We start from the raw sequence: 21,215 nt of genomic DNA, 5'->3' as shown, positions 1-21,215 counted from the left end.
TGTGTCATCCGGGAACAGGCTGGGTCCTCACGCTGTTCGTCCGCTCCGGTTTGTACCAGCCGACCGCGCGGCCACGCAGTGCCTGGAGGAGTGATGCGTACAGGAGATACGCCCGGAGGGGCTCGTAAATCAGCCGGTAGATCGGGACCATTGCAAGGTGCCAGTAGCTTTCCTCGACCATGGTCAGTGCCACCAGTGAGATGACGAAGTGTGTGAGGGCGACAAAGGCAGCAAAAGCCGCGATGCTTTCCCAGTTGCCGGAGGCCATGCTGAGGCCGGCAGCAACAACGGTGATGGGCATGAAGAGCAGCGGAATAAGCGTGGCCAGCAGTGCGTGGGGAAGGGCGATCATTTCCAGTACCCCATACTTCGGCCGGAGAATCATCGACCGGTGCTTATACAGGGCCTGAATATTACCGAAAGTCCACCGGAGACGCTGCTTTGCCAGCCCCTTGACTGTCATCGGTGCCTCGGTCCACGCCACGGCGCGGTTCTCCTGCACGATGTCGTACCCTAGGCGCTGGATGGTCAAGGTGAGATCAGCGTCTTCCGCCAGGGTGTCGTGGGAGTAGCCACCGGCCTCGCGTATCACCTCGGTCCGCCATGCTGCGCACGCCCCGGGCACGATGGAGATGGCACCGACGAGCCCCTCCGCCATCCGCGTGACGCAGATGCCGGAAATGTATTCGAGACTCTGCCAGGCGGTCAGGATGTTCCGCCGGTTTCCCACTTTCACATGGCCGGCGACGGCGCCCACTTTCCGGCCGCTTGGCGTGCCGGTGAAGTGCCGTGCAAGCATCCGTACGGTCTGCGGCTCGAAGATGGTGTCCCCATCAAGGGTCACAATGATGTCGCCCCGGGCAGCCTTGATACCGAGGTTGCTTGCCACTGACTTGCCGCCATTGGGTTGGGTGAGTACCCGGAGCTGCGGCCAGCCGCGGGCGAAGCTCCTCAGGATCTCCAGGGTGGCATCCGTGGAGCCGTCGTCGACGGCGATCACGTCAAGCGCAGGATAATCGCTGGCCTTCAGCGCCTCGAGCGTCCGGAGGATGACGGGTTGTTCGTTGAACACCGGCAGGACGATGCTGACGAGCGGGCACGTTTCAGCGTCAATGGCCGCCCACTGCGTCTTCTGCTGGTGACGGTTCCCGATGATGGCCAGGACCACATACAGGATCGACATGACGCTGAGGGCGATGATGCCGAACCAGAACAACCAGGTCATGATCGTGATCGGGACCACCAGGAACATCATCGACGTCGTCAGCGTGGCATGGTCGGCCAGGCCGGCCTCGACGGTCTTGAGCGACTGCATCTCCTGCATGTCGTCCGGAAGCAGCGGCGCGACGGTGGAGAAGGTGTATCCCTTCTCCTTCGCCTGGGCGATAAGGCCTTCCAGCATCTCGATGGTCGCTGTGCGGTCGCCACCGCCGTCATGCATCAGGATAATGGCCCCGCTGCCATCGAGTTCCGGCACCGAGATCTCCTCGCCGGGTTCGTAGCTTCAGTCGAGGGTATCCACGTTCATGTCGATCTGCAGATACCCTAACTGCTGGGCCTGGAGCAGTGTCAGTGGCTTGTTGTCCGGGTCACCCTCCGGAATCCGGAACAGGCGGGTTGCATAGCCGGCGGTCGACCTCATGATCCGATCCGTGGCAATCAGTTCCTCACTGTTCCGAATCGCGTCGTGTTGGTAGAAGTCCGCGTGCGTCATAGTGTGATTTGCTGCTACGTGGCCCTCCCGAATGATCCTTCAGAAGGTATCGGGGTTGCGCACCACATTCTGCCCGACGCTGAAGAATGTCGCCGGGACATTCTCCCGGGAAAGGATATCGAGAATCTCCGTGGTGTATTCCGCAGTCGGCCTGTCATCGAAAGTGAGCATCAGTTGCTTGTCCTGCGGTGCGCTGAATCGTTCCATGACGTAGGGGCTGTCCCTGATCAGTTCGATCTCCTCGGGGGTGGCGTCACGGAACCGTTCGTCGCTGAAGGGATCGGCGAGGTAGACCTTGCCGTTCTCGCGCTCCACGAGTGCGATCCGTACCAGGCCGAATCCTTCCTCGATGCCGAGGAGGGGAATTTTTTCTGCGTCCCCTGTTGCAAGGAGTTCTTCGGGGTAATCGGGGTCCTAATTGGTGGAGGCGAGCCAGGTCGATGACAGGGCCTGGGGTGCTACCCCCGCGATTACGCCGGTGAACATGACGACGAACAGGATGAGTCCGGTGACCAGCTTCGTCCAGCGCTTTCCGGTTGGGTCGAAGAAAACGGGAACAGAGGGCGACCCGGTGGTGTGACGGATGGGCCTTTCCGCCAGGATGTCGAGCCTTTGCGCCGTAACTTATACATGAGACCCCGTAAATTCATCAACTTTGAAATGCTTCATTGCCCTCCGGATGGTGGACGGGATTACTGTGAATCCGGGCGAACCCGCCTTTTCAAGCGCAGGAACTCACCCTGTAAATGATAGGAAGCGGGCTCGTTCGTGGCCCGAGTAAGCAGCACTCCAAAATCGCATTGGTGAATAGGTAATCCGCATTTCGCTTTACGCGTTGTCACCCGTTTATCGGGAAGCGCTACTCGTTTCACGGCTGGTTCCTACCCGATGGGCATCGGTCGGCTTGACTGCCTGTGGCGCTCGTCGGGCCCGCGTGCATGCCCGGTGTCAGGGCCATAGGGCAAGATAAGGAAAGTGACCCCAGGACCTGAGAGTGCATCGGTAGACGCCGGCCCGGCCGAGCAGGGCGGACCCCCCAGCCAGGAGTACGCGCAATATGTACTGCGCAGGAGCTGCGGCTGGTGAGCTGGGTCTCTGTTGCATTTGACGTGCCAGTAGTCCGGGCGGGTCGCTCCGACACGACGGCGGCCGAATCACCATGCTCGCCGGCGCCCGGGTGTTCGGGCACGCGTTCAATTCGCTGAGCCTGTTCGGGTGCCACGACGCTGCTGGGGAGCTGCACTGCGTCCTCGCCGAGGTCCACAACACTTACGGCGAACGGCACCGCGATCTCCTCCGAAGCGGACGACGCCGGCCGGGCCAGCGTCCTCAAGGCGTTCTACGTCTGCACGCGACCTGGAGCCAGCCGGTAGCTGAGGTCGTGGGGTTCTCGAACGACTTCGCCTGGGCGACCGCGACGCGCCAGGCGTGCCGGATGGGACGGAACACCGGCTGCTTGTCGTCCCACCCGACACGGCCGCACTCGAGCCCGTGGTCCCGGCCCAAGGTACGGGCAGCAGCCGCAGTGACCCCGCGGTCCACCAGGACCAGCTCCAGCAGCCCGGTGACACCCGACAGGTGGTCCAGCATCAGCTCGTTGGCCCGGTTCTCAATCATCGCGAATGCCCGCACGATGGGGGACGGAGCTCTCCTGCGCCTGTCCCTTCAAGTGTGGGTGCAGCAAACGCCGGCGGCCGCCGTCACTTGATGCCCTTGCGCTCGTGTAGGCGTTCCGGCATGATACGTGTCACTTTTCGATCTGAGGCTCTTCCTTGCGCCCTTCCCCGAAGGAGGGACAGTCCCGCGATGGTTCGGTTGAGGGAAGTCCGGAGCAGTGCGACGGCCGCGTGCTCGAACCGGATGTGCTGAGAGGTGCGAGAGATACCCGTCATGGACGGCTCAACGAGTCACGAGGCCGCCCTTTCCTCATCTTAGGTCACCGACCGGGACGAACGTGTAGCCGAGCTTCTTGATGCCGGTGACCGTCTGCTCAAGCAAGTCGAGGCCCAGGTAGGGATGGAAGAAGAAGCTGGCCGTGGATTCCCGGACGACCAGGTTCGCTTCGGCCCGGTCGATGATGTACTCCGGATCCCGGATGGCGTGGTTGTTCTGCTCCGTCTCGGTGATATTGCCGAGGTTTTCGGGATACACCGTGGTGCCGTAGATGTCGTGAACGGTGTACGGGAAGTATTGACTGTAGTAGGACGTGGGGGTGATCTTCTTGCCCGACACCATCCCGGCGTAGTAGTCGGAGTGTTCGTACCGTGCCTCGTACACCGCGGCGATCGCGGCATGGGCATTGACGGATGCGGTGTAGTGAGGAGTCTCAAAGATCGTGGGTTCGCCCAGGCCGGCGTCGATCATCACCTGCCGGCCGTGTTCGATCCGGGCGACGTGCTGCTCGACACTGTCCTCCGCGACCGGGCCGATCTTGGTGATGTAGGAGTCGGCCTCGCACTCCCCGAATTCGTAGGGTGGCCGTTCTGTGACCGTGCAGCCGTACTGGTAGAACTCGTAGTCCTCACCCGTTCTGCCGCTGTACGGGTTGTCGAGCGTGCCGTACTGGTGGCTGGTTCCGTGCTGGATGAGTGTTCCACCACGCGCTTGCATGTACTTCAGCGCCTCGACCACCTTCGGTGCGTCGAGCAGGCTCAGTCCGTACCAGCCGTCCTCGTCGGGGGTGCGGGCCACGTGGACGGGCATGACAGCCACTTGGAAAGGTACTCCGGCATCGTGCAGGTAATCGGCGACCTTCCGGAGGTCGCCGGAATCGGATTCGGGGCCCACGTCCTCCAGGCGTAGAGCAGCTTGCCGCACCGGTTCCGTCCCTGGCGCGAGCAGGTCGTAGTACAGATCCGAGAAGATCAGGTAGAGGTCATTCTGATCGATGTCATTGAGAGGCACCTCGGTCAAGTAGATGAGGTGGCCTGAGCTTACGGCCCAGGCCAGTCCGGTCATCGGTGGTTCACCGACGACGTCACAAGCATGGGGGCTCTCCGGGTCACCGCACACGATGGTCGCAAGGGTCCGGGCCTTTCCGGGCTCCACAATGCGCGGACTGTAGACGGTGTCGGAGTTAAGCGTGTTGCGGCGCACGGAACGGTCCTTGTACGACACGGATTTCACTTGGTCGTTGCTCACCTCCAGAGGGGCGGTGGGATTCCAGCCGTACCGGGACACGAACTCCGCGATCGAGTCCGGCTCGTATCCGACGAGGTCATCGATGTTCTGCTCCACCCAGAGCACGGGCACGGTACCCTCACGGACGTCGGTGAGGAAGGCCTTTGGCGGTGTGGCCTCGAAGTCCTTCCCGAGGTAGACGACGGCGTCGAAGTCCTCCATCGTGTCCGCGGTGTAGTCGCCCACGACTGCGACCTCGGCCTCCCCGAAGTGCGTGGCCAGATTCGCAGCGGCAATGCCGTAGAGTTCGGCGTCCACCGAGGCGGTACCGGTGCCGTCGTAGAGCACGAGGGTGCGCGCCCCGTCCGGTCGGCCGAAGCGTGGCGAGAACGTGGCCGTCTTCACCGCCGATGCGTCGGCATCGGAGTTCGTCACCGTGGTGTAATGCTGAGCGAGTAGGGAGTTTTCTCCTTCGACCAGGCTGTCGTCGGTGAGGCCGAAGACCACGCCCGCGGCGACCAGGGGCAGGGGCACCAGGGCGAATACCCACCCCATACGCCCTCTTCTGGACAACTGGTACTGCTTCTCCATGGATCCCCCTCGAGGGTGTGGGTGACGGCTCCGCTGGCCGACGTGGATTCCGCGTGCGGCGACTTTCAGGAGACGGGTACGGCTGCCGCCCAGTCCTGGAACTCCTGCACGGTGTCGTCGTGTCCGTAGTGGCGGGCCAGGGCCCGGACGGTCCGCTCGGCGGCGTGACCGTCGCCGTAGGGATTGAGTGCCCTCGCCATGCGCCGGTAGGCCCGTTCGTCCTTGATGAGGCTGGACACCGCGTCCACGATCGTCTCCTCGTCCGTGCCGACCAGTTCCACGGCGCCCACGGCCACGGCCTCCGGCCGTTCGGTCGTATCCCGCATGACCAGCACCGGCTTGCCCAGCGAGGGCCCCTCCTCCTGCACTCCGCCGCTGTCGGTGAGGATGATGGAGGAGCGCTCCATCAGTGCACAGAACTGTGCGTAGGGCAGGGGTTCCGTAACCAGGACGTTGGGGCAATGCTGTACAGCAGGCAGGATCGCCTCGCGCACCAGGGGATTACGGTGCGCCGGAAAGACGAAGTCGTGGTCCGGGTGCGCTGCAGCGAGCCGGGCGATTGCCCGGCCGACCTGACGCAGCGGTTCTCCCCACGATTCACGGCGGTGTGCCGTCACGAGCACCACCGGACGCCCCGTCGCCAACCGCGCGCCCAGTGCGGGGTCCTCGATCCTCGGCCGGGAGGCGACAGTGATGAACAGGGCGTCGATGACCGAGTTGCCCGTCACCACGATCGAGTCGGAAGGGACGTTCTCGTGCAGCAGGTTGTCCCGCGCGGCCCACGTTGGAGCCAAATGGAGGGACGCCATCTGGCCGGTGAGGCGACGGTTTATTTCCTCTGGGTAGGGCGAGTATTTGTTGCCCGTTCGCAGTCCCGCCTCGGTGTGCACCACCGTGACGCCGGCGTAGAAGGCCGCCAGGGACGCGGCGAAGGTGGTCGTCGTGTCGCCCTGCACCAGAACCGCATCCGGTCGGTCGTCGTCGAAGACCTGAGCCAATCCCTGCAGCGTCCGCGTCGTGATCTCGGTCAGCGTCTGACCGGCGGCATGGATGTTCAGGTCCCGGTCCGGGACGATGCCAAAGGACTGATTGACCTGGTCCAGCATCTCGCGGTGCTGGCCAGTGACGACCACGCGGACCTCGAAGCGCGGATCGTCGCGCAGTGCGATCACGAGAGGTGCCATCTTGATGGCCTCGGGCCGTGTGCCGTAGATCGCCATGACGGAGATGGGAGTCCTGGGGAATGAGTGAGACATAGGATTGCTCCTGGTGCGATGGGTGTTCGGTTGAGGGCCCGAAGGCCCTGGTCAGTCGGAGGCGGCGTCGAGGATGTCCAGGGCGGTGAAGCGGACTCTCGCGTCCTCGGTGTACAGGCCGATGGTTCCGCCGCGGTACGGTCTTTCGTCGTCGGTGATGGTCGCGAGCTCACGCCCGTCGACGCTCACCGTCATACGGGGCCAGTCGTGCTCCACTCGCACGCGGTAGTCCTGGCCGATGGGGAACTGCGGTTCCACACCAGTGGTGATGAAGCGCTGATTGCCAGGATAGGCGGGGTCCTGCTTGGAGATTTCCCACCCGCTGGGTTTGAGTGCCACCGCGTAGAAGTGCTCGTCGTCGCGGAGATTCCACAGCACCCAGCCCACTTCCCAGTCGTTCGGCGGACCGTCCCGCACCTGGGCCTCGGTGTGCACCGTCACCTCGAAGTCAGGATCCGTGTAGGAGCGGGTGGTGTGCACGAGACCGCCGTGGGTGATGTCCCCGGAGACGGCCGACTTGGGCTCGAGCACCACTTCCTCGTCGTGTCCCGAGGCCTCGCCGTAGCCGGCGTACATCACGGTCCATCGTCCGTGGACCTCCCCGTCCGACCAGGGGCCGGTGTGGCGCTGGCTCAAGCCGACTGCGATGGAACAACCTACGAGGATGGAACCTACGAGCAGGATGGCGGCGCCCAGGAATGGTGCTGCCCTCATGCCGCTGCCGCCAGCGGATGATCCAGCTCCTGTGCGGCCGAGTCCTGGTCGTCCGTGGTCCGGTCCGTCTTTGTCCAGGAGTTCCGGCCCGCGAGGGAGCGGAAAGCAGCTGTCCAGCCGGCGACGTACCAGAGGACGGCGTAGCCGACGTAGACGTGCAGGACCACGAGGGCGGTCAGCGGCCCGAAGCCGTGTTCGCGTTCGTGGCGCCAGTAGACGGCTCCAAACATCAGCGCGGGCCCGAACGCCACGGCGTAGGCCGAGACCCACCACCACGAGAAATCCAAGGACCCCGTGAAGACACCGATGCTGATGCTGACGATCCACAGCAGGAAGGCGGCGCTGAGGAAGGAGGCGAGCAGGAGGAGGTAAGGGCTGGTCAGGTGGTAGAGCAGGTCCACGCGGCGCGCGCCGGTCAGGTCCCGCAGCACCCAGGGGACCAGCGTCCAGGACTGCAGGTGCCCCTGGAACCACCTGGTCCGTTGTTTGACCCAGCGCCGGGCGTCCACGAGGCCTTGCTGGTGCACGGCCGAGGTGGAGCAGAATTCCATGTTCCACCCCCTGATCAGCAGTCGCACGCCGAGGTCGAGGTCCTCGGAGAGGCTCCTGGACCAAGGTGCGGGGCCGAGGCTGATGAGGGCCGAGAGCCGCACGAACTGCCCGTTGCCACCCAGCCCCACGCTCCCCAGGTGTCGGCGACCGCGTTGGAAGACCTCGGTGTAGAGCACGAACTCGATGTCCTGCATCCGGGCCAGCAGGTTCTGGTGGCGGTTGTTGATCCGGACACCGATCTGGACGGCGCCCAGCCGGGGATCGGCGAAGAGCGGCATCACCTCGTCCAGGGCCTGCGGCTCCATCCTCCCGTCGGCGTCCACGACGCAGACGACGACGTCCGAGGCGTCGGTGTAGGCGCCGAGCGCCCCGGAACGGATGTGCCGGATCGCCGCGTTCAGCGCTTCGCCCTTGCCCTGCCGAGCGGTCGGCAGGGCGCGTTGCAGCAGGCTCACCCGGGGATCGGGGTGGGCTCGCACGATGGCCGCTGTGCCATCGTCCGAACCGTCATCGATCACCAGGACCTGCATCCGCGGGTGGTCCATCTCCACGAGCCGATCGAGACTTGCGGCGAGGACCCGCTCCTCGTTGAGACAGGGCACCACGAAGATGACGGCTTTTTCGGCCGCGGTCGCGGGGAAAGTCATCGCTCGACGTCGCGCGTACGCCGGTTCGAACCGGGACAGCACGAGCATCAGCACGCTGTACAGAACCGACAGGAGCACCAGGCTCACGGCCAAGATCAGGACGAAGTCGATGCGCTGACCATACAGAATCATCATGGTCTTGGTTCCTTAAGCCCGTGCTCCATGGCGGCCGCGGAGTCGACGTGCCACAACAGTGCCGCGGACTGCGGACCGCCCGATGCGGCTGGTACGTCGTGCGCGAGACGCTTGCTGACGGAGCGAGCCGTGCTCAGAAGGCCTGACACCACGACGGCACCGAGCATGAAGAGCAGGTAGGAGAGGAACAACGTCATGGAGACCATGAGCAGGACTCGTCCCGATAGATGGAGCGCCGACTGTGCGGCCTCCGTCGACGTGAGAATGCCCATGGGCATGACAAGGTACGGCATGTGAAGTGCTCCTCGGACCCGAAGTCGATCCGTCCCCCCCACGGATCGGTGGGCCCGTCCCGCCGAACGGACCAACGGATTTCCAGTCAGCATGCGGTTCACACCTCCGCCACTGCTTCTCGAGCGGGGACGGCGAGCATGACTGCCACGGATGGCCCTCGGCAAAAAAGAAAAAGGAACACGGTCTGCCTCCGAATCACAAACGGCTTGAGGTTTATACAGCTCAGCTCCGGAGCCGCGGCACAGCGCTTTCCGGTTGGGTCGAAGAAAACGGGAACAGAGGGCGACCCGGTGGTGTGACGGATGGGCCTTTCCGCCAGGATGTCGAGCCTTTGCGCCGTAACTTATACATGAGACCCCGTAAATTCATCAACTTTGAAATGCTTCATTGCCCTCCGGATGGTGGACGGGATTACTGTGAATCCGGGCGAACCCGCCTTTTCAAGCGCAGGAACTCACCCTGTAAATGATAGGAAGCGGGCTCGTTCGTGGCCCGAGTAAGCAGCACTCCAAAATCGCATTGGTGAATAGGTAATCCGCATTTCGCTTTACGCGTTGTCACCCGTTTATCGGGAAGCGCTACTCGTTTCACGGCTGGTTCCTACCCGATGGGCATCGGTCGGCTTGACTGCCTGTGGCGCTCGTCGGGCCCGCGTGCATGCCCGGTGTCAGGGCCATAGGGCAAGATAAGGAAAGTGACCCCAGGACCTGAGAGTGCATCGGTAGACGCCGGCCCGGCCGAGCAGGGCGGACCCCCCAGCCAGGAGTTGCGCGAGGAGTACGCGCAGCTCGCCGACAGCATCCGGGCGCACCGCGTTGCGTACTACCAGGACGCGGCCCCTACGATCTCCGACGCCGAGTTCGACGCCCTGTTCCGTCGCCTCGAGGAGCTCGAGGCGCTCCACCCGGAGCTCGTCGCGAACGATTCGCCGACGCAGGAAGTGGGCGGCGAGGTGTCCGCCGCATTCGCCCCCGTCGACCACCTGGCCCGCATGTACAGCCTCGAGGATGTCTTTTCGCTGGACGAACTGGCGGTCTGGCTGGACCGCGCGCGGGCAGGCGTGGAGCAGCGCAGCCCCGGCGCGCCCATTGCCTGGCTGACGGAACTGAAGATCGACGGACTCGCGGTCAACCTGCTCTACCGCAACGGGGAACTGGTGCGGGCGGCTACCCGGGGTGACGGCGTGACGGGAGAGGACATCACCCACAACGTCCTCACGATCGCCTCGATCCCGCGGCACCTCGCGGGCTCCGACCACCCGGAGGAGGTGGAGATCCGCGGCGAGGTGTTCTTCCCCACGAAGGAGTTCGGTCAGCTCAACGAGCGCATGGTGGCCGCCGGCAAGGCGCCCTTCGCCAACCCGCGCAACGCCGCGGCGGGATCCCTCCGCCAGAAGGACCCGGCCATGACCGCGGAGCGACCGCTGGACATGTACGTGCACGGCATCGGCGCCCGGACGGGGCTGTCGGCCCAGACGCAGTCGGAGACCTATGAGCTGCTGAAGGGGTGGGGCCTGCCGATGTCGCCGTACTACCGGGTGCTCCACAGCCAGGACGAGGTGGTCGACTTCATCGCGCATCACGGGGACCACCGCCACGACCTGCTGCACGAGATCGACGGCATCGTGGTGAAGGTGGACAGCTTCGCACTGCAGCGGGCGCTCGGCCACACCTCGCGGGTGCCCCGCTGGTCAGTGGCCTACAAGTACCCGCCCGAGGAAGTCAACACCAGGCTCCTCGACATCCTGGTCAACGTGGGACGCACCGGCCGCGTCACACCCTTCGGCCTGATGGAACCCGTCAAGGTATCGGGTTCGACGGTCAGCATGGCCACCCTCCACAACCAGGCGGTGGTCAAGGCGAAGGGAGTTCTGATCGGTGACGTCGTGGTGCTGCGCAAGGCCGGGGACGTCATCCCCGAGATCGTCGGGCCCGTCGTGGCCCTGCGGGACCCCGGAAAGGTTCGCGAGTTCGTGATGCCCACGGAATGCCCGTCCTGCGGTACCCCGCTGCAGCCCGCGAAGGAGGGCGACGTCGACATCCGCTGCCCCAACGCGAAGTCGTGTCCCTCGCAGCTCCGGGAGCGGATCTTCCACCTCGCCGGCAGGGGAGCCTTCGACATCGAGGCCCTCGGCTGGGAGGCCGCGATCGCGCTGACCCAGCCCGTGGAGCCCGAGGTGCCGCAGATTACCACCGAGGCGCAGATCTTCGACCTGACGCCGGAGATGTTGGCCGACGTCCGGATCGAACGCGACAAGAAGGTCAAGGGCGTGGTGACCGGGCGCGAACTCGTGCCGTACTTCTACTCGAAAGGGACGGCGAAGAAACCCTCCGAGCCGAATGCCAATACCCGGAAACTGTTCACGGAGCTCGAGAAGGCCAAAGCGCAGCCCCTGTGGCGCGTGCTGGTGGCTCTGTCCATCCGCCATGTCGGCCCGACGGCGTCACGGGCGCTCGCCACGGCCTTCGGGTCCATGGAACGCATCCGAGGAGCGAGCGAGGAGGAGCTCGCCGGCGTGGACGGCGTGGGTCAGACCATTGCGGCGGCACTCCGGGAATGGTTCGCCGAGGACTGGCACCGTGACATCATCGACGCGTGGTCCGCGGCCGGGGTGCGCATGGAGGACGACGTCGACGAGTCGGTGCCGCGCACGCTCGAAGGGCTCACGGTGGTGGTGACCGGTTCCCTCCAGGCCTACAACCGCGACGAGGCGAAGGAAGCGATCATTTCACGCGGGGGCAAGGCTGCAGGATCCGTGTCAAAGAAAACCAGCTTCGTGGTGGCCGGGGAGAACGCCGGCACCAAGCGGGAGAAGGCCGAGACCTTGGGCATACCAGTACTCGACGAGGACGGTTTCATCCGCCTGCTCGAGCAGGGACCACAGGGCGAAGACACTATCCCGGATACGTGACGGAACAGCCAATATGCGGCAATGTTTCCCCCGAATGTCTCGGTTCGATTTCGATGCTTACATCGCTGTCATTCCAGGGATGATCGGGCGTAGTTTGGGCGCATGGAAAGCGGCCCGGCCCGCATCGATTCTCCGGCTACCCTCACTGCTCGGAGAATCGCCCGCGCCCACTGGGCCGGCATCGCCGCGGAGTTCGGGATGTTGACCAGCGACGAAGTGGACCGGCGTGTGGGGGTGAGAAGTCCTCCCGCAGGCTGCCTCGCAGCGAAGCGCCAGATCCTCGGCGTGGTGACCAGGGCAGGCAGGGTGCTGTATCCAGGCTTCCAGTTCCACGGGGACACGGGGCAGGTTCTCCCACTGATAAGCCAGGTCGCGTCGATAGGGCTCAAGGGCGGCTGGAGGGATCGCGCACTGCTCCACTGGTTCTGCCTGGCGAACGTGCACCTCGGCGGGGCGCGGCCGGTGGACAGGATGGCGAATCCCGAGCAGGTGCTGACTGCCGCACGCAGGGACCTCGGACGCTGACGGGTCCGTCCGATCGTCCCCCGCCACGCCGTAAAATGATACCGGCACATTCTGCGGAACCCAGGAGAAACGGCAGCAGTGAACAACCCCACCCCGCTCGATCCGGCTGACCCCGGCGAGCTGACCATCCGTCCTGTCCGGCCCGAGGACTACGACGACGTCCGGCGCATCACCCGCGGGGCCTACCTCGAGGCGGGATACTTCGACGACGAGGCCCACCCCTACATGGCGATCCTTTCCGACGTCGAGCACCGCGTGGCGCACGCCGAGGTGTGGGTCGCCGAGCGCAACCGCGAGGTGGTGGGGTCGGTCGCGCTCACCTTCGAGGGCCAGCGCTACACCGACATCGCCGTCGCGGGTGAGCTCGAGTTCCGGATGCTTGCCGTGGATCCCGTCGTGCAGCGTGCGGGAATCGGGCGCCGGATGGTGGAGCGGATCATCGAGCATGCCCGCACCCTGCCCGGCATCGAGGCGGTGAGCCTTACGAGCGGCTCGGACATGGTCCGGGCGCATCGTCTCTACGAGTCGATGGGTTTCGCCCGGGTCCCCGAGCGGGACTGGTGGGTCCCGAACGAGGACATCCTCCTCTGGGTTTTCCGCCTGCAGCTGTAGTTCGTGGAAAGGGGTTCGGGCATTGCCCGGAGGCTGCCGATGCGGCCCTGCAGTGCGCGCCCGTGAGCCCACGCCCGTAGACTGGGGACAGCTACCCACCACCACTTCCAGGGGAGATCCATGGCCGAGATCAACCGGGACGACGTCGCGCACCTCGCACGTCTTGCCCACATCGACATGACCGACGACGAACTCGACCGCATGGCCGGTGAGCTGGCCGTGATTGTCGATTCCATCAAGTCCGTCAGCGAGGTCGCCGGCAGCGACGTTCCGGCGACGAGCCACCCCATCCCGCTGAGCAACGTGTTCCGCGACGATGTCGTAGGGGACACCCTGACCAACGAGGAAGCCCTGCTGGGTGCGCCCGACAACGCCGACGGCCGTTTCAAGGTCCCGGCAATCCTGGACGGAGAATAACCCATGACGGATCTCATCCATCTCAGCGCCGACGCGCTGTCCCGCAAGCTGCGCTCCAGCGAGGTATCCGCCGTCGAAGTGACACAGGCGCACCTGGACCGCATCGCCGCCGTCGACGGCAGCATCAATGCCTTCCTGCACGTCAATACCGAGGAGGCGCTGCTCGTTGCCGCGGAGGTGGACAAGGCCCGGGCCGACGGCGACGTCCTGCACCCGCTCGCGGGTGTCCCCATCGCGGTCAAGGACCTCATCGTGACCAAGGGCCAGCCCACCACCGCGGGCTCGAAGATCCTCGAGGGCTGGCAGAGCCCGTACGACGCCACCGTGGTCCAGAAGCTCCGTGCGGCGCGCATGCCGATCCTCGGGAAGACCAACCTGGACGAGTTCGCGATGGGCTCGTCGACCGAGCACTCCGCCTACGGCCCCACGCGCAATCCCTGGGACCTCGACCGCATCCCCGGCGGTTCCGGTGGCGGTTCGGCGGCAGCAGTCGCCGCCTTCGAGGCCCCGCTGGCCCTCGGCACCGACACGGGCGGCTCGATCCGCCAGCCCGGAGCCGTCACGGGCACCGTCGGCATGAAGCCCACCTACGGCGGCGTCTCGCGCTACGGCGCGATCGCCATGGCGTCATCGCTCGACCAGATCGGGCCCGTCTCACGCACAGTCCTGGACTCGGCGCTGCTGCACGAGGTGATCGGCGGACACGATCCGCGCGATTCGACGTCGCTCACCGACCCCGTGGGCGCGCTCGTCGAGGCCGCCCGCCTGGGTCAGGTCGAGGGCATGCGGATCGGCGTCATCCGGGAACTGTCGGGGGAGGGCTACCAGGCCGGCGTCCTGACGCGCTTCTCCGAATCGCTCGAGCTCCTGCGCGGTGCGGGCGCCGAGATCGTCGAGGTTTCCTGCCCCAACTTCCGGTACGCGCTCGGCGCCTACTACCTGATCATGCCGTCGGAGGCTTCGAGCAACCTCGCCAAGTACGACGGCGTGCGGTTCGGCCTGCGCGTGGTGCCCGAGGGAACCCCGACCATCGAACGCGTCATGGGAGCCACCCGGGAGGCCGGATTCGGTGATGAGGTCAAGCGCCGCATCATCCTCGGCACCTATGCGCTGAGTGCCGGCTACTACGACGCCTACTACGGTTCGGCGCAGAAGGTGCGCACGCTCATCCAGCGCGACTTCACCGCGGCGTTCGAGCAGGCCGACGTCCTGATCTCGCCCACCTCGCCCACCACCGCGTTCCGGTTGGGTGAGAAACTCGACGACCCGCTGGCCATGTACCTCAACGACGTCGCCACCATTCCCGCGAACCTGGCCGGAATTCCCGGGCTGACGCTTCCCGGCGGCCTTGCCGACGAGGACGGACTGCCCGTGGGCATCCAGCTCCTCGCGCCTGCGCGCCAGGACGCACGGCTGTACCGGGTGGGCGCGGTGCTCGAATCACTGCTCGAAACGATGTGGGGCGGGCCCCTCCTGGCTCAGGCTCCCGCGCTTGCCGGAGGAAAGTAAATGACTGCTGGAACAGAAGAGATCCTCTCCTTCGAGGACGCCATGGCGAGGTACGACCCGGTGCTCGGTTTCGAAGTGCACGTCGAGCTGAACACCCGGACGAAGATGTTCTCGTCGGCGCCCAACGCGTTCGGTGACGTGCCGAACACCAACGTCACGCCGGTGGACCTCGGCCTTCCCGGTGTCCTCCCGGTCGTGAACCGGGTAGCTGTGGAGTCCGCCATCAAGATCGGGCTCGCACTCGGCTGCAAGATCGCCGAGAAGTGCTACTTCGCGCGGAAGAACTACTTCTACCCGGACACCCCGAAGAATTTCCAGACCTCCCAGTACGAGGATCCCATCGCCTACGACGGGTCCATCGACATCGAACTCGAGGACGGCACGGTGTTCACCGTGGCGATCGAGCGCGCCCACATGGAGGAGGACGCGGGAAAGCTGACCCACATGGGCGGCTCGACGGGCCGCATCCAGGGCGCGGAATTCTCGCTGGTGGACTACAACCGGGCGGGTGTTCCCCTCATCGAGATCGTCACGAAGCCCATCGAGGGTGTCGGATCCCGCGCCCCCGAGCTCGCCAAGGCCTATGTCGCGGCGATCCGGGAGATCGTGAAGAACCTCGGAGTCTCGGACGCGCGGATGGAGCGCGGCAACGTGCGCTGCGACGCCAACGTGTCACTGCGCCCGTACGGCCAGGAGAAGTTCGGGACGCGCACCGAGACCAAGAACGTCAACTCGCTGCGTGCCGTCGAGCACGCAGTCCGGTACGAGATCCAGCGGCACGCCGCCGTCCTCGACTCGGGCACGCCGATCGTCCAGGAGACGCGCCACTGGCACGAGGACACGCGGTCGACGACGTCGGGCCGTCCCAAGTCCGACGCCGACGACTACCGTTACTTCCCTGAGCCCGACCTCGTCCCCGTGGTCACGAACGACGCATGGATCGAGAAGCTGCGCTCCGAACTGCCCGAACCTCCCGCGGAGCGCCGTAAGCGACTGCAGGCCGACTGGGGCTACTCCGATGCCGAATTCCGTGACGTCGTCAACGCCGGTGTGATGTCCTCGGTCGAGGACACGATCGCCGCCGGGGTGAGCGCCGCCGTCGCGCGCAAATGGTGGATGGGCGAGATCTCGCGCCGCGCCAAGATCGCCGACGTCGAACCCGCCGAGCTGGGGGTGACCCCCGAGCTGATCGTGGAGCTGAACTCGCTCATCGAGTCCGGCAAGATCAACGACAAACTCTCACGCGACGTGCTCGACGGCGTCCTCGCCGGTGAGGGCACGCCGACCGAGGTGGTGGAAAAGCGCGGCCTCGCGGTCGTGTCCGACGACGGACCCCTGCTGGAAGCGATCGACGGCGCCCTCGCGGCGCAGCCCGACATCGCGGAGAAGATCCGCGGAGGCAAGGTGCAGGCGGTCGGTGCGATCGTGGGCGGGGTCATGAAGGCTACCCGCGGACAGGCCGACGCCGGCCGGGTGCGCGAACTCATCCTGCAGCGCTTGGGCGTCGAGGGTTAGGTTCGCTGACCGGGCCTGGCGGGGTAGCTGCCGGCGGGCCCGGCGGCTCGAACGAGGGGATGCGCATGCCGGCCACGCCTGCGGCTGACTACACCGTGACCGCCGCCCTGGTGCGCGGGCTGCTCGAGGAGCAGCATCCGGACCTCGCCTCGCTCGGCCTCCGGTTCGCGGGCAGCGGGTGGGACAATGTGCTGTTCCGGCTCGGGGACGAGCTGGTGGTCCGGTTGCCGCGCCGCAGTATGGGGGCCGACCTCATCCGCAGCGAGCAGCGCTGGCTCCCGGAACTGGGCGGACACCTGCCGGTGGCAACCTCGTCCCCGGTGCGGGTGGGCGTGCCGTCGTCGTTGTACCCGTGCCCCTGGAGCATCGCCCGGTGGATCGAGGGGCGGGTCGGGTGCACTGTTACGCCGGCGGGGAGGAACGGGGCCGCGCGGCAGGTGGCCGAATTCCTCCTGGCTTTCCAGCAGCCGGCGCCGGGGGATGCCCCGGTCTCCCCGGGGGGACGTGGTGGGCCACTGGCCGCGCGCGATGCAGTGGTGCGGGCGCGGCTCGATGCCGGACTCCCTGCGGCAGCGCCGCCCGCCGGCGAGATGCTCGCTCTGTGGGGCGAGCTCGCCGGCGTTCCTGTGTGGTCGGGCCGCTCCCTCTGGCTGCACGGTGACCTCCATGCGGGGAACCTGGTGCTGGGTCCCGCCGGTGACCTGCGCGGCGTCGTCGACTTCGGCGACCTGTGCTCCGGTGATCCGGCGACGGATCTCGCGGCGGCGTGGCTGGTGTTCGACGCCGCGGGGCGCCGCGTCTTTCGGGACCTCCTGGAGGGCGCCCGGCCCACCGATGCGGCCACCTGGCAGCGTGCCCGCGGCTGGGCCTTGAGCATGGGCAGTGCCATGGCGGCCGGCTCCGATGACAATCCCGAATTCCGTGCCCTGGGCATTGCAAGCCTTTGGGGTGTCCTCGAGGGCTGAGGGCTTCTTCGGCATTGCGCTGCGGAACGGCCGGCCGCACAGGACGTTTCCCGCGGCCGGCTCTTCGCGTTCCGCAAGGACGCCGCTGATATCGTGGCAGGGGGCACATCCTGCCCCCAAGACGAACGCCGATCATGAGCAGCACACTCCCGCTGCGCGCACCGGTGAAAGGACTGTCAGTGAAGGCGCTGTACAAATCCGGGGCCCACCCCGGCTTCGAACTGGTTGACCGGCCCGAGCCGACCGCCGGCCTCGGCGAAGTCAAGATCCGCGTGATGACCACCGGGATCTGCGGCACAGACCTCCATATCGAATCCTGGGACCCCTGGGCCCAGGGCATGATCAACGCCCCCCTGATCCCGGGCCACGAGTTCTACGGCGAGGTGGTGGAGCTGGGGGAGGGCGTCCGCGACGTGCGGGTGGGCGACCGCGTGTCGGGTGAAGGGCACATCGTCTGTGGGATCTGCCGCAACTGCCGGGCGGGCCGCCGGCAGATGTGCATCAGGACCTCGAGCGTCGGCGTGCAGCGGGACGGTGCCTTCGCGGAATACGTCGTGATCCCGGAGACCAACGCCTGGGTACACCAGGCCGGGATCACTCCCGAACTCGGCGCCATCTTCGATCCGTTCGGCAACGCCGTCCACACGGCCCTCAGCTTCCCTCTCGTCGGCGAGGACGTCCTGATCACGGGGGCCGGGCCGATCGGCCTGATGGCCATCGCCGTCGCCCGCCATGCAGGCGCGCGGAAGATCGCGATCACCGATGTGTCCGCTCCACGCCTCGAACTGGCACGCGCCGTGGGTGCCGACATCGCCGTCGACGTCAGCCGGACCCGTATCCGGGATGCACAGCACGAACTCGGCATGAAGGAGGGCTTCGACATCGGCCTCGAGATGTCCGGCCATGCGACTGCCCTGCCCGAGATGATCGACAACATGAACCACGGCGGGCGGATCGCCATGCTCGGCCTGCCGTCGGGTCCCATCTCGATCGACTGGGGCAAGGTGGTCACGCACATGCTCACCCTCAAGGGCATCTACGGTCGCGAGATGTTCGAGACCTGGTACGCCATGAGTGCCATGCTGCAATCGAATGCGGGGCTGCGAAGCGCCGTGGCCAGCGTGGTCACGGACTGTCTACCCGCCGCCGAATGGCAGCGCGGCTTCACCACCGCGCGCGACGGCAAGAGCGGCAAAGTAGTCCTCGACTGGACTGCTTTCTAAGTTTCCTGTTTCTATCTTTCCTGGATTTCCGGCACATCGAAGGAGCACCATGTACTCGTCCGTTCAGAACCAGCTCGCAGGCGAACTCGAAGAGATCCGCGAAGCGGGCCTGTTCAAGTACGAGCGCCGCATTTCCTCCCCGCAGTCAAGCCGGATCCTGGCCGGAACGCCCGACGGCGGATCCGCGAGTGTGCTCAACTTCTGCGCCAACAACTACCTCGGCCTGGCTGACCATCCCGACATCATCGCGGCGGCGAAGGACGCCCTCGACGAACGCGGTTTCGGCATGGCCTCCGTGCGGTTCATCTGCGGTACCCAGGACCTGCACGTCGAACTGGAGCGCCGTGTCTCGCAGTTCCTCGGAACGGAGGACACCATCCTGTTCTCCTCCTGCTTCGACGCCAACGGAGGGGTCTTCGAATCGCTGCTCGGCGCCGAGGACGCTGTCATCTCGGATGCCCTGAATCACGCCTCCATCATCGACGGCATCCGGCTCAGCAAGGCACAGCGGTTCCGCTACGCCAACCGGGACATGGCCGAACTCGAGGCCCGACTGCAGGAGGCATCCTCGGCACGGAGGCGCCTGGTGGTCACCGACGGTGTCTTCTCCATGGACGGTTACCTCGCGCCACTGGAGGCCATCTGTGACCTCGCCGAGAAGTACGACGCAATGGTGATGGTCGACGACAGCCACGCCGTCGGGTTCATGGGTGCCACCGGGGCAGGCACCCCCGAGCACGCGGGGGTGGGGCGCCGTGTCGACATCTTCACCGGAACGTTCGGGAAGGCCCTGGGCGGAGCCTCCGGCGGTTATGTGGCCGCACGCCGCGAGATCGTCGCGATGCTGCGCCAGCGCGCCCGTCCCTACCTCTTCTCGAACTCGCTGGCGCCGTCGATCGTCGCAGCGACGCTGAAGGCCCTCGACCTGGTGCAGGACAGTGCGGACCTCCGGGCCGCCCTGACCGCCAATGCCGCCTCCTTCCGCCGCCGCATGACCGAGGAGGGCTTCGAACTGCTGGAGGGCGAGCACGCCATCATCCCCGTGATGTTCGGCGACGCCGTCCTCGCGGGCAGGACCGCCGACGCCCTGCTGGAACACGGCGTCTTCGTGACGGCTTTCAGCTTCCCGGTGGTTCCCCGGGGCGCTGCACGCATCCGGGTCCAGCTCTCCGCGGCCCACACGGGAGAAGACATCGAGGCCTGCGTGAGAGCGTTTGTCGCAGCCCGGGCAGAAGTCGCCCGAACGCAGTTGCCATAGCAGGGGATCAGTGTCCCGGCGCCTAGGATGACGGCATGAGCATCGAGTGCGACGTACTGATAGTGGGTGGTGGGATAGCAGGGCTGTCCCTTGCCTCGGAACTCGCGCCGCACCGGAGCATCGTGCTGGTCGAGGCCGAGCCGACCCTCGGCTACCACACGTCATCGCGCTCGGCCCGGCAGCTCATTCCGAGCTACGGACCGCCCGCGGTGCAGGAGCTCACGCGCCGGACGCTCGGAATCTTGGCGAACCTGCAGGCTGACACCGGGCTGGCCCTGACCACCCCGCGCTCCTTTCTGCTCGTCGGCACGGAGCACGACGTCGCCGGAAAGGCCAGCGGCTCGATGCACCCGATCAGCCACGCGGAGGCGCTCGAGCTGTGCCCGCAGTTGCAGCCGGATTCCTTCGAGGCGGCCGGGATCGACACCACCTGCGTGGGGATGAACACCGACCTGCTGCTCGAATACCACCGGCGCACCGCCGAGGACGCCGGGGCGATGGTGATACCGCGGTCCCGGGTGACGGACGCCCGGTACGACGACGGCGCCTGGTGCGTCCGCGCGGGCGGCAGGACCATCCGGGCCGACGTCGTGGTGAATGCGGCCGGTGCCTGGGCGGACACCCTCGCCGGCCTGTGCGGAGTAGCCCCTCAGGGGCTCGTCCCGTTCCGGCGCACCGCGGCGATCGTTCCAGTTGATCGGGCACCCGATCCCGGCATGCCGATGGTGGCAGCGGCGGACGATTCCTTCTACTTCCGCGCCGACGGCTCGGGACTCCTGATCTCGCCGTGCGAGAGTGTTCCCGGCACCGCCGAGGACGCGCAGCCGATTCCCGGCGATATCGAGGCGCTCATCGAGCGGCTCAATACGGTCACGACGTTCGGTATCACCTCGACGTCGAGGTCCTGGACCGGACTGAGGACCGAGACTGCTGCCGGCCTGCCGGTCGTCGGGTTCGACCCGGTGCTTCCCGGTTTCTTCTGGCTGGCGGGACAGGGCGGCTACGGGTTCCAGACGTCGTCGGGCATCGCCGAACTCGCCACGGCGTTGCTCACGGACGCGAGGGCGGAGCCCGCGGGGCCGGCCTGCCTGCTCAAACCACGCTCCGCCCCGGAAGGTTCCGGGGACGCGGCGCGGGAGGCTTTGTGAAGTAGGGCCGGAGATTTCGGATCGCGGTCGTAAAGACCGACGGCATCCGTGGGCGTCCCGGCGACGCCCACAGCGAACAGCAGCGGCCGTGCGGACGGATCCGCAGGAG

At 66.1% G+C, this 21,215-nt stretch carries 17 protein-coding genes and 2 pseudogenes; 11 read left to right on the top strand and 8 right to left on the bottom strand.

The features are described 5' to 3' along the window. Nucleotides 1-4: 4 nt before the first annotated feature. The gene (locus IWX65_RS12800; protein ID WP_196883383.1) at nt 5-1,477 is read right to left on the bottom strand and encodes a bifunctional polysaccharide deacetylase/glycosyltransferase family 2 protein; all 1,473 of its coding nucleotides are present in this window, start codon (nt 1,475-1,477) and stop codon (nt 5-7) included. Between the two features lie 27 nt (nt 1,478-1,504). Next, nucleotides 1,505-1,921: pseudogene (locus tag IWX65_RS17840) on the bottom strand (polysaccharide deacetylase family protein). Nucleotides 1,922-2,855: 934 nt separating this feature from the next. On the opposite strand from IWX65_RS17840, the pseudogene IWX65_RS12785 reads away from it, so the two are divergent. Beyond that, nucleotides 2,856-3,060: pseudogene (locus IWX65_RS12785) on the top strand (DUF1365 family protein); the annotation flags it as partial. On the opposite strand, the gene IWX65_RS12780 reads toward IWX65_RS12785, so the two are convergent. The 6 genes from IWX65_RS12780 to IWX65_RS12755 all read right to left on the bottom strand — a co-directional run bounded on the left by IWX65_RS12780 (nt 3,044) and on the right by IWX65_RS12755 (nt 9,022). Continuing rightward, nucleotides 3,044-3,331 (bottom strand): hypothetical protein, encoded by a 288-nt coding sequence (locus IWX65_RS12780; protein WP_196883380.1) that lies wholly within the window; start codon nt 3,329-3,331, stop codon nt 3,044-3,046. The pseudogene IWX65_RS12785 and the gene IWX65_RS12780 sit on opposite strands and share 17 nt — an antisense overlap. A gap of 309 nt (nt 3,332-3,640) precedes the next feature. After that, nucleotides 3,641-5,425, bottom strand: a complete 1,785-nt coding sequence (locus IWX65_RS12775) for a DUF2334 domain-containing protein (protein WP_196883379.1) — start codon at nt 5,423-5,425, stop codon at nt 3,641-3,643. Nucleotides 5,426-5,490: 65 nt separating this feature from the next. Continuing rightward, nucleotides 5,491-6,681 carry a non-hydrolyzing UDP-N-acetylglucosamine 2-epimerase gene (wecB, locus tag IWX65_RS12770; protein WP_196883377.1) on the bottom strand — a complete coding sequence of 397 codons (1,191 nt, stop codon included), beginning with the start codon at nt 6,679-6,681 and terminating at the stop codon, nt 5,491-5,493. Nucleotides 6,682-6,732: 51 nt separating this feature from the next. Further along, entirely contained in the window at nt 6,733-7,395 is a 663-nt protein-coding gene (locus tag IWX65_RS12765; RefSeq protein ID WP_196883375.1) for a calcium-binding protein, read from the bottom strand. Then, a complete protein-coding gene (locus tag IWX65_RS12760) occupies nt 7,392-8,729 on the bottom strand; it encodes a glycosyltransferase family 2 protein (protein ID WP_196883373.1) in 1,338 nt (445 codons plus the stop codon). The genes IWX65_RS12765 and IWX65_RS12760 overlap by 4 nt, the downstream gene beginning before the upstream one ends. After that, nucleotides 8,726-9,022 carry a hypothetical protein gene (locus tag IWX65_RS12755; protein WP_196883371.1) on the bottom strand — a complete coding sequence of 99 codons (297 nt, stop codon included), beginning with the start codon at nt 9,020-9,022 and terminating at the stop codon, nt 8,726-8,728. Before IWX65_RS12755 ends, IWX65_RS12760 begins: the two co-directional genes overlap by 4 nt. A 695-nt stretch (nt 9,023-9,717) precedes the next feature. Here IWX65_RS12755 and ligA point away from each other — a divergent pair. The 10 genes from ligA to IWX65_RS12705 all read left to right on the top strand — a co-directional run bounded on the left by ligA (nt 9,718) and on the right by IWX65_RS12705 (nt 21,106). Next, nucleotides 9,718-11,934 (top strand): NAD-dependent DNA ligase LigA, encoded by a 2,217-nt coding sequence (ligA, locus tag IWX65_RS12750; protein ID WP_334683846.1) that lies wholly within the window; start codon nt 9,718-9,720, stop codon nt 11,932-11,934. Nucleotides 11,935-12,036: 102 nt separating this feature from the next. Beyond that, entirely contained in the window at nt 12,037-12,459 is a 423-nt protein-coding gene (locus IWX65_RS12745; RefSeq protein WP_196883369.1) for a hypothetical protein, read from the top strand. A gap of 78 nt (nt 12,460-12,537) precedes the next feature. Then, nucleotides 12,538-13,071 (top strand): GNAT family N-acetyltransferase, encoded by a 534-nt coding sequence (locus IWX65_RS12740; protein ID WP_196883367.1) that lies wholly within the window; start codon nt 12,538-12,540, stop codon nt 13,069-13,071. A gap of 120 nt (nt 13,072-13,191) precedes the next feature. Further along, complete coding sequence (gene gatC, locus IWX65_RS12735) at nt 13,192-13,488, top strand: Asp-tRNA(Asn)/Glu-tRNA(Gln) amidotransferase subunit GatC (RefSeq protein ID WP_196883365.1); 297 nt, start codon at nt 13,192-13,194, stop codon at nt 13,486-13,488. A gap of 3 nt (nt 13,489-13,491) precedes the next feature. Continuing rightward, nucleotides 13,492-14,997 (top strand): Asp-tRNA(Asn)/Glu-tRNA(Gln) amidotransferase subunit GatA, encoded by a 1,506-nt coding sequence (gene gatA, locus IWX65_RS12730; protein ID WP_196883363.1) that lies wholly within the window; start codon nt 13,492-13,494, stop codon nt 14,995-14,997. Further along, complete coding sequence (gatB, locus tag IWX65_RS12725) at nt 14,998-16,512, top strand: Asp-tRNA(Asn)/Glu-tRNA(Gln) amidotransferase subunit GatB (RefSeq protein ID WP_196883361.1); 1,515 nt, start codon at nt 14,998-15,000, stop codon at nt 16,510-16,512. A gap of 65 nt (nt 16,513-16,577) precedes the next feature. Beyond that, nucleotides 16,578-17,477 (top strand): aminoglycoside phosphotransferase family protein, encoded by a 900-nt coding sequence (locus tag IWX65_RS12720; protein ID WP_196883359.1) that lies wholly within the window; start codon nt 16,578-16,580, stop codon nt 17,475-17,477. Between the two features lie 179 nt (nt 17,478-17,656). Continuing rightward, on the top strand, nt 17,657-18,700 hold the full coding sequence (tdh, locus tag IWX65_RS12715; RefSeq protein WP_196883437.1) for an L-threonine 3-dehydrogenase: 1,044 nt from the start codon (nt 17,657-17,659) through the stop codon (nt 18,698-18,700). Between the two features lie 49 nt (nt 18,701-18,749). After that, nucleotides 18,750-19,958 carry a glycine C-acetyltransferase gene (locus IWX65_RS12710; RefSeq protein WP_196883357.1) on the top strand — a complete coding sequence of 403 codons (1,209 nt, stop codon included), beginning with the start codon at nt 18,750-18,752 and terminating at the stop codon, nt 19,956-19,958. A gap of 35 nt (nt 19,959-19,993) precedes the next feature. Further along, nucleotides 19,994-21,106 carry an NAD(P)/FAD-dependent oxidoreductase gene (locus tag IWX65_RS12705; RefSeq protein ID WP_196883355.1) on the top strand — a complete coding sequence of 371 codons (1,113 nt, stop codon included), beginning with the start codon at nt 19,994-19,996 and terminating at the stop codon, nt 21,104-21,106. Nucleotides 21,107-21,215: the final 109 nt, after the last annotated feature.

It is taken from the genome of Arthrobacter sp. CAN_A214 (genome assembly GCF_015751955.1).
Classification (GTDB): domain Bacteria; phylum Actinomycetota; class Actinomycetes; order Actinomycetales; family Micrococcaceae; genus Arthrobacter_D.
The sequence above is the reverse complement of the archived record's forward strand: the minus strand, read 5'-3'. Positions and strand labels throughout refer to the sequence as shown.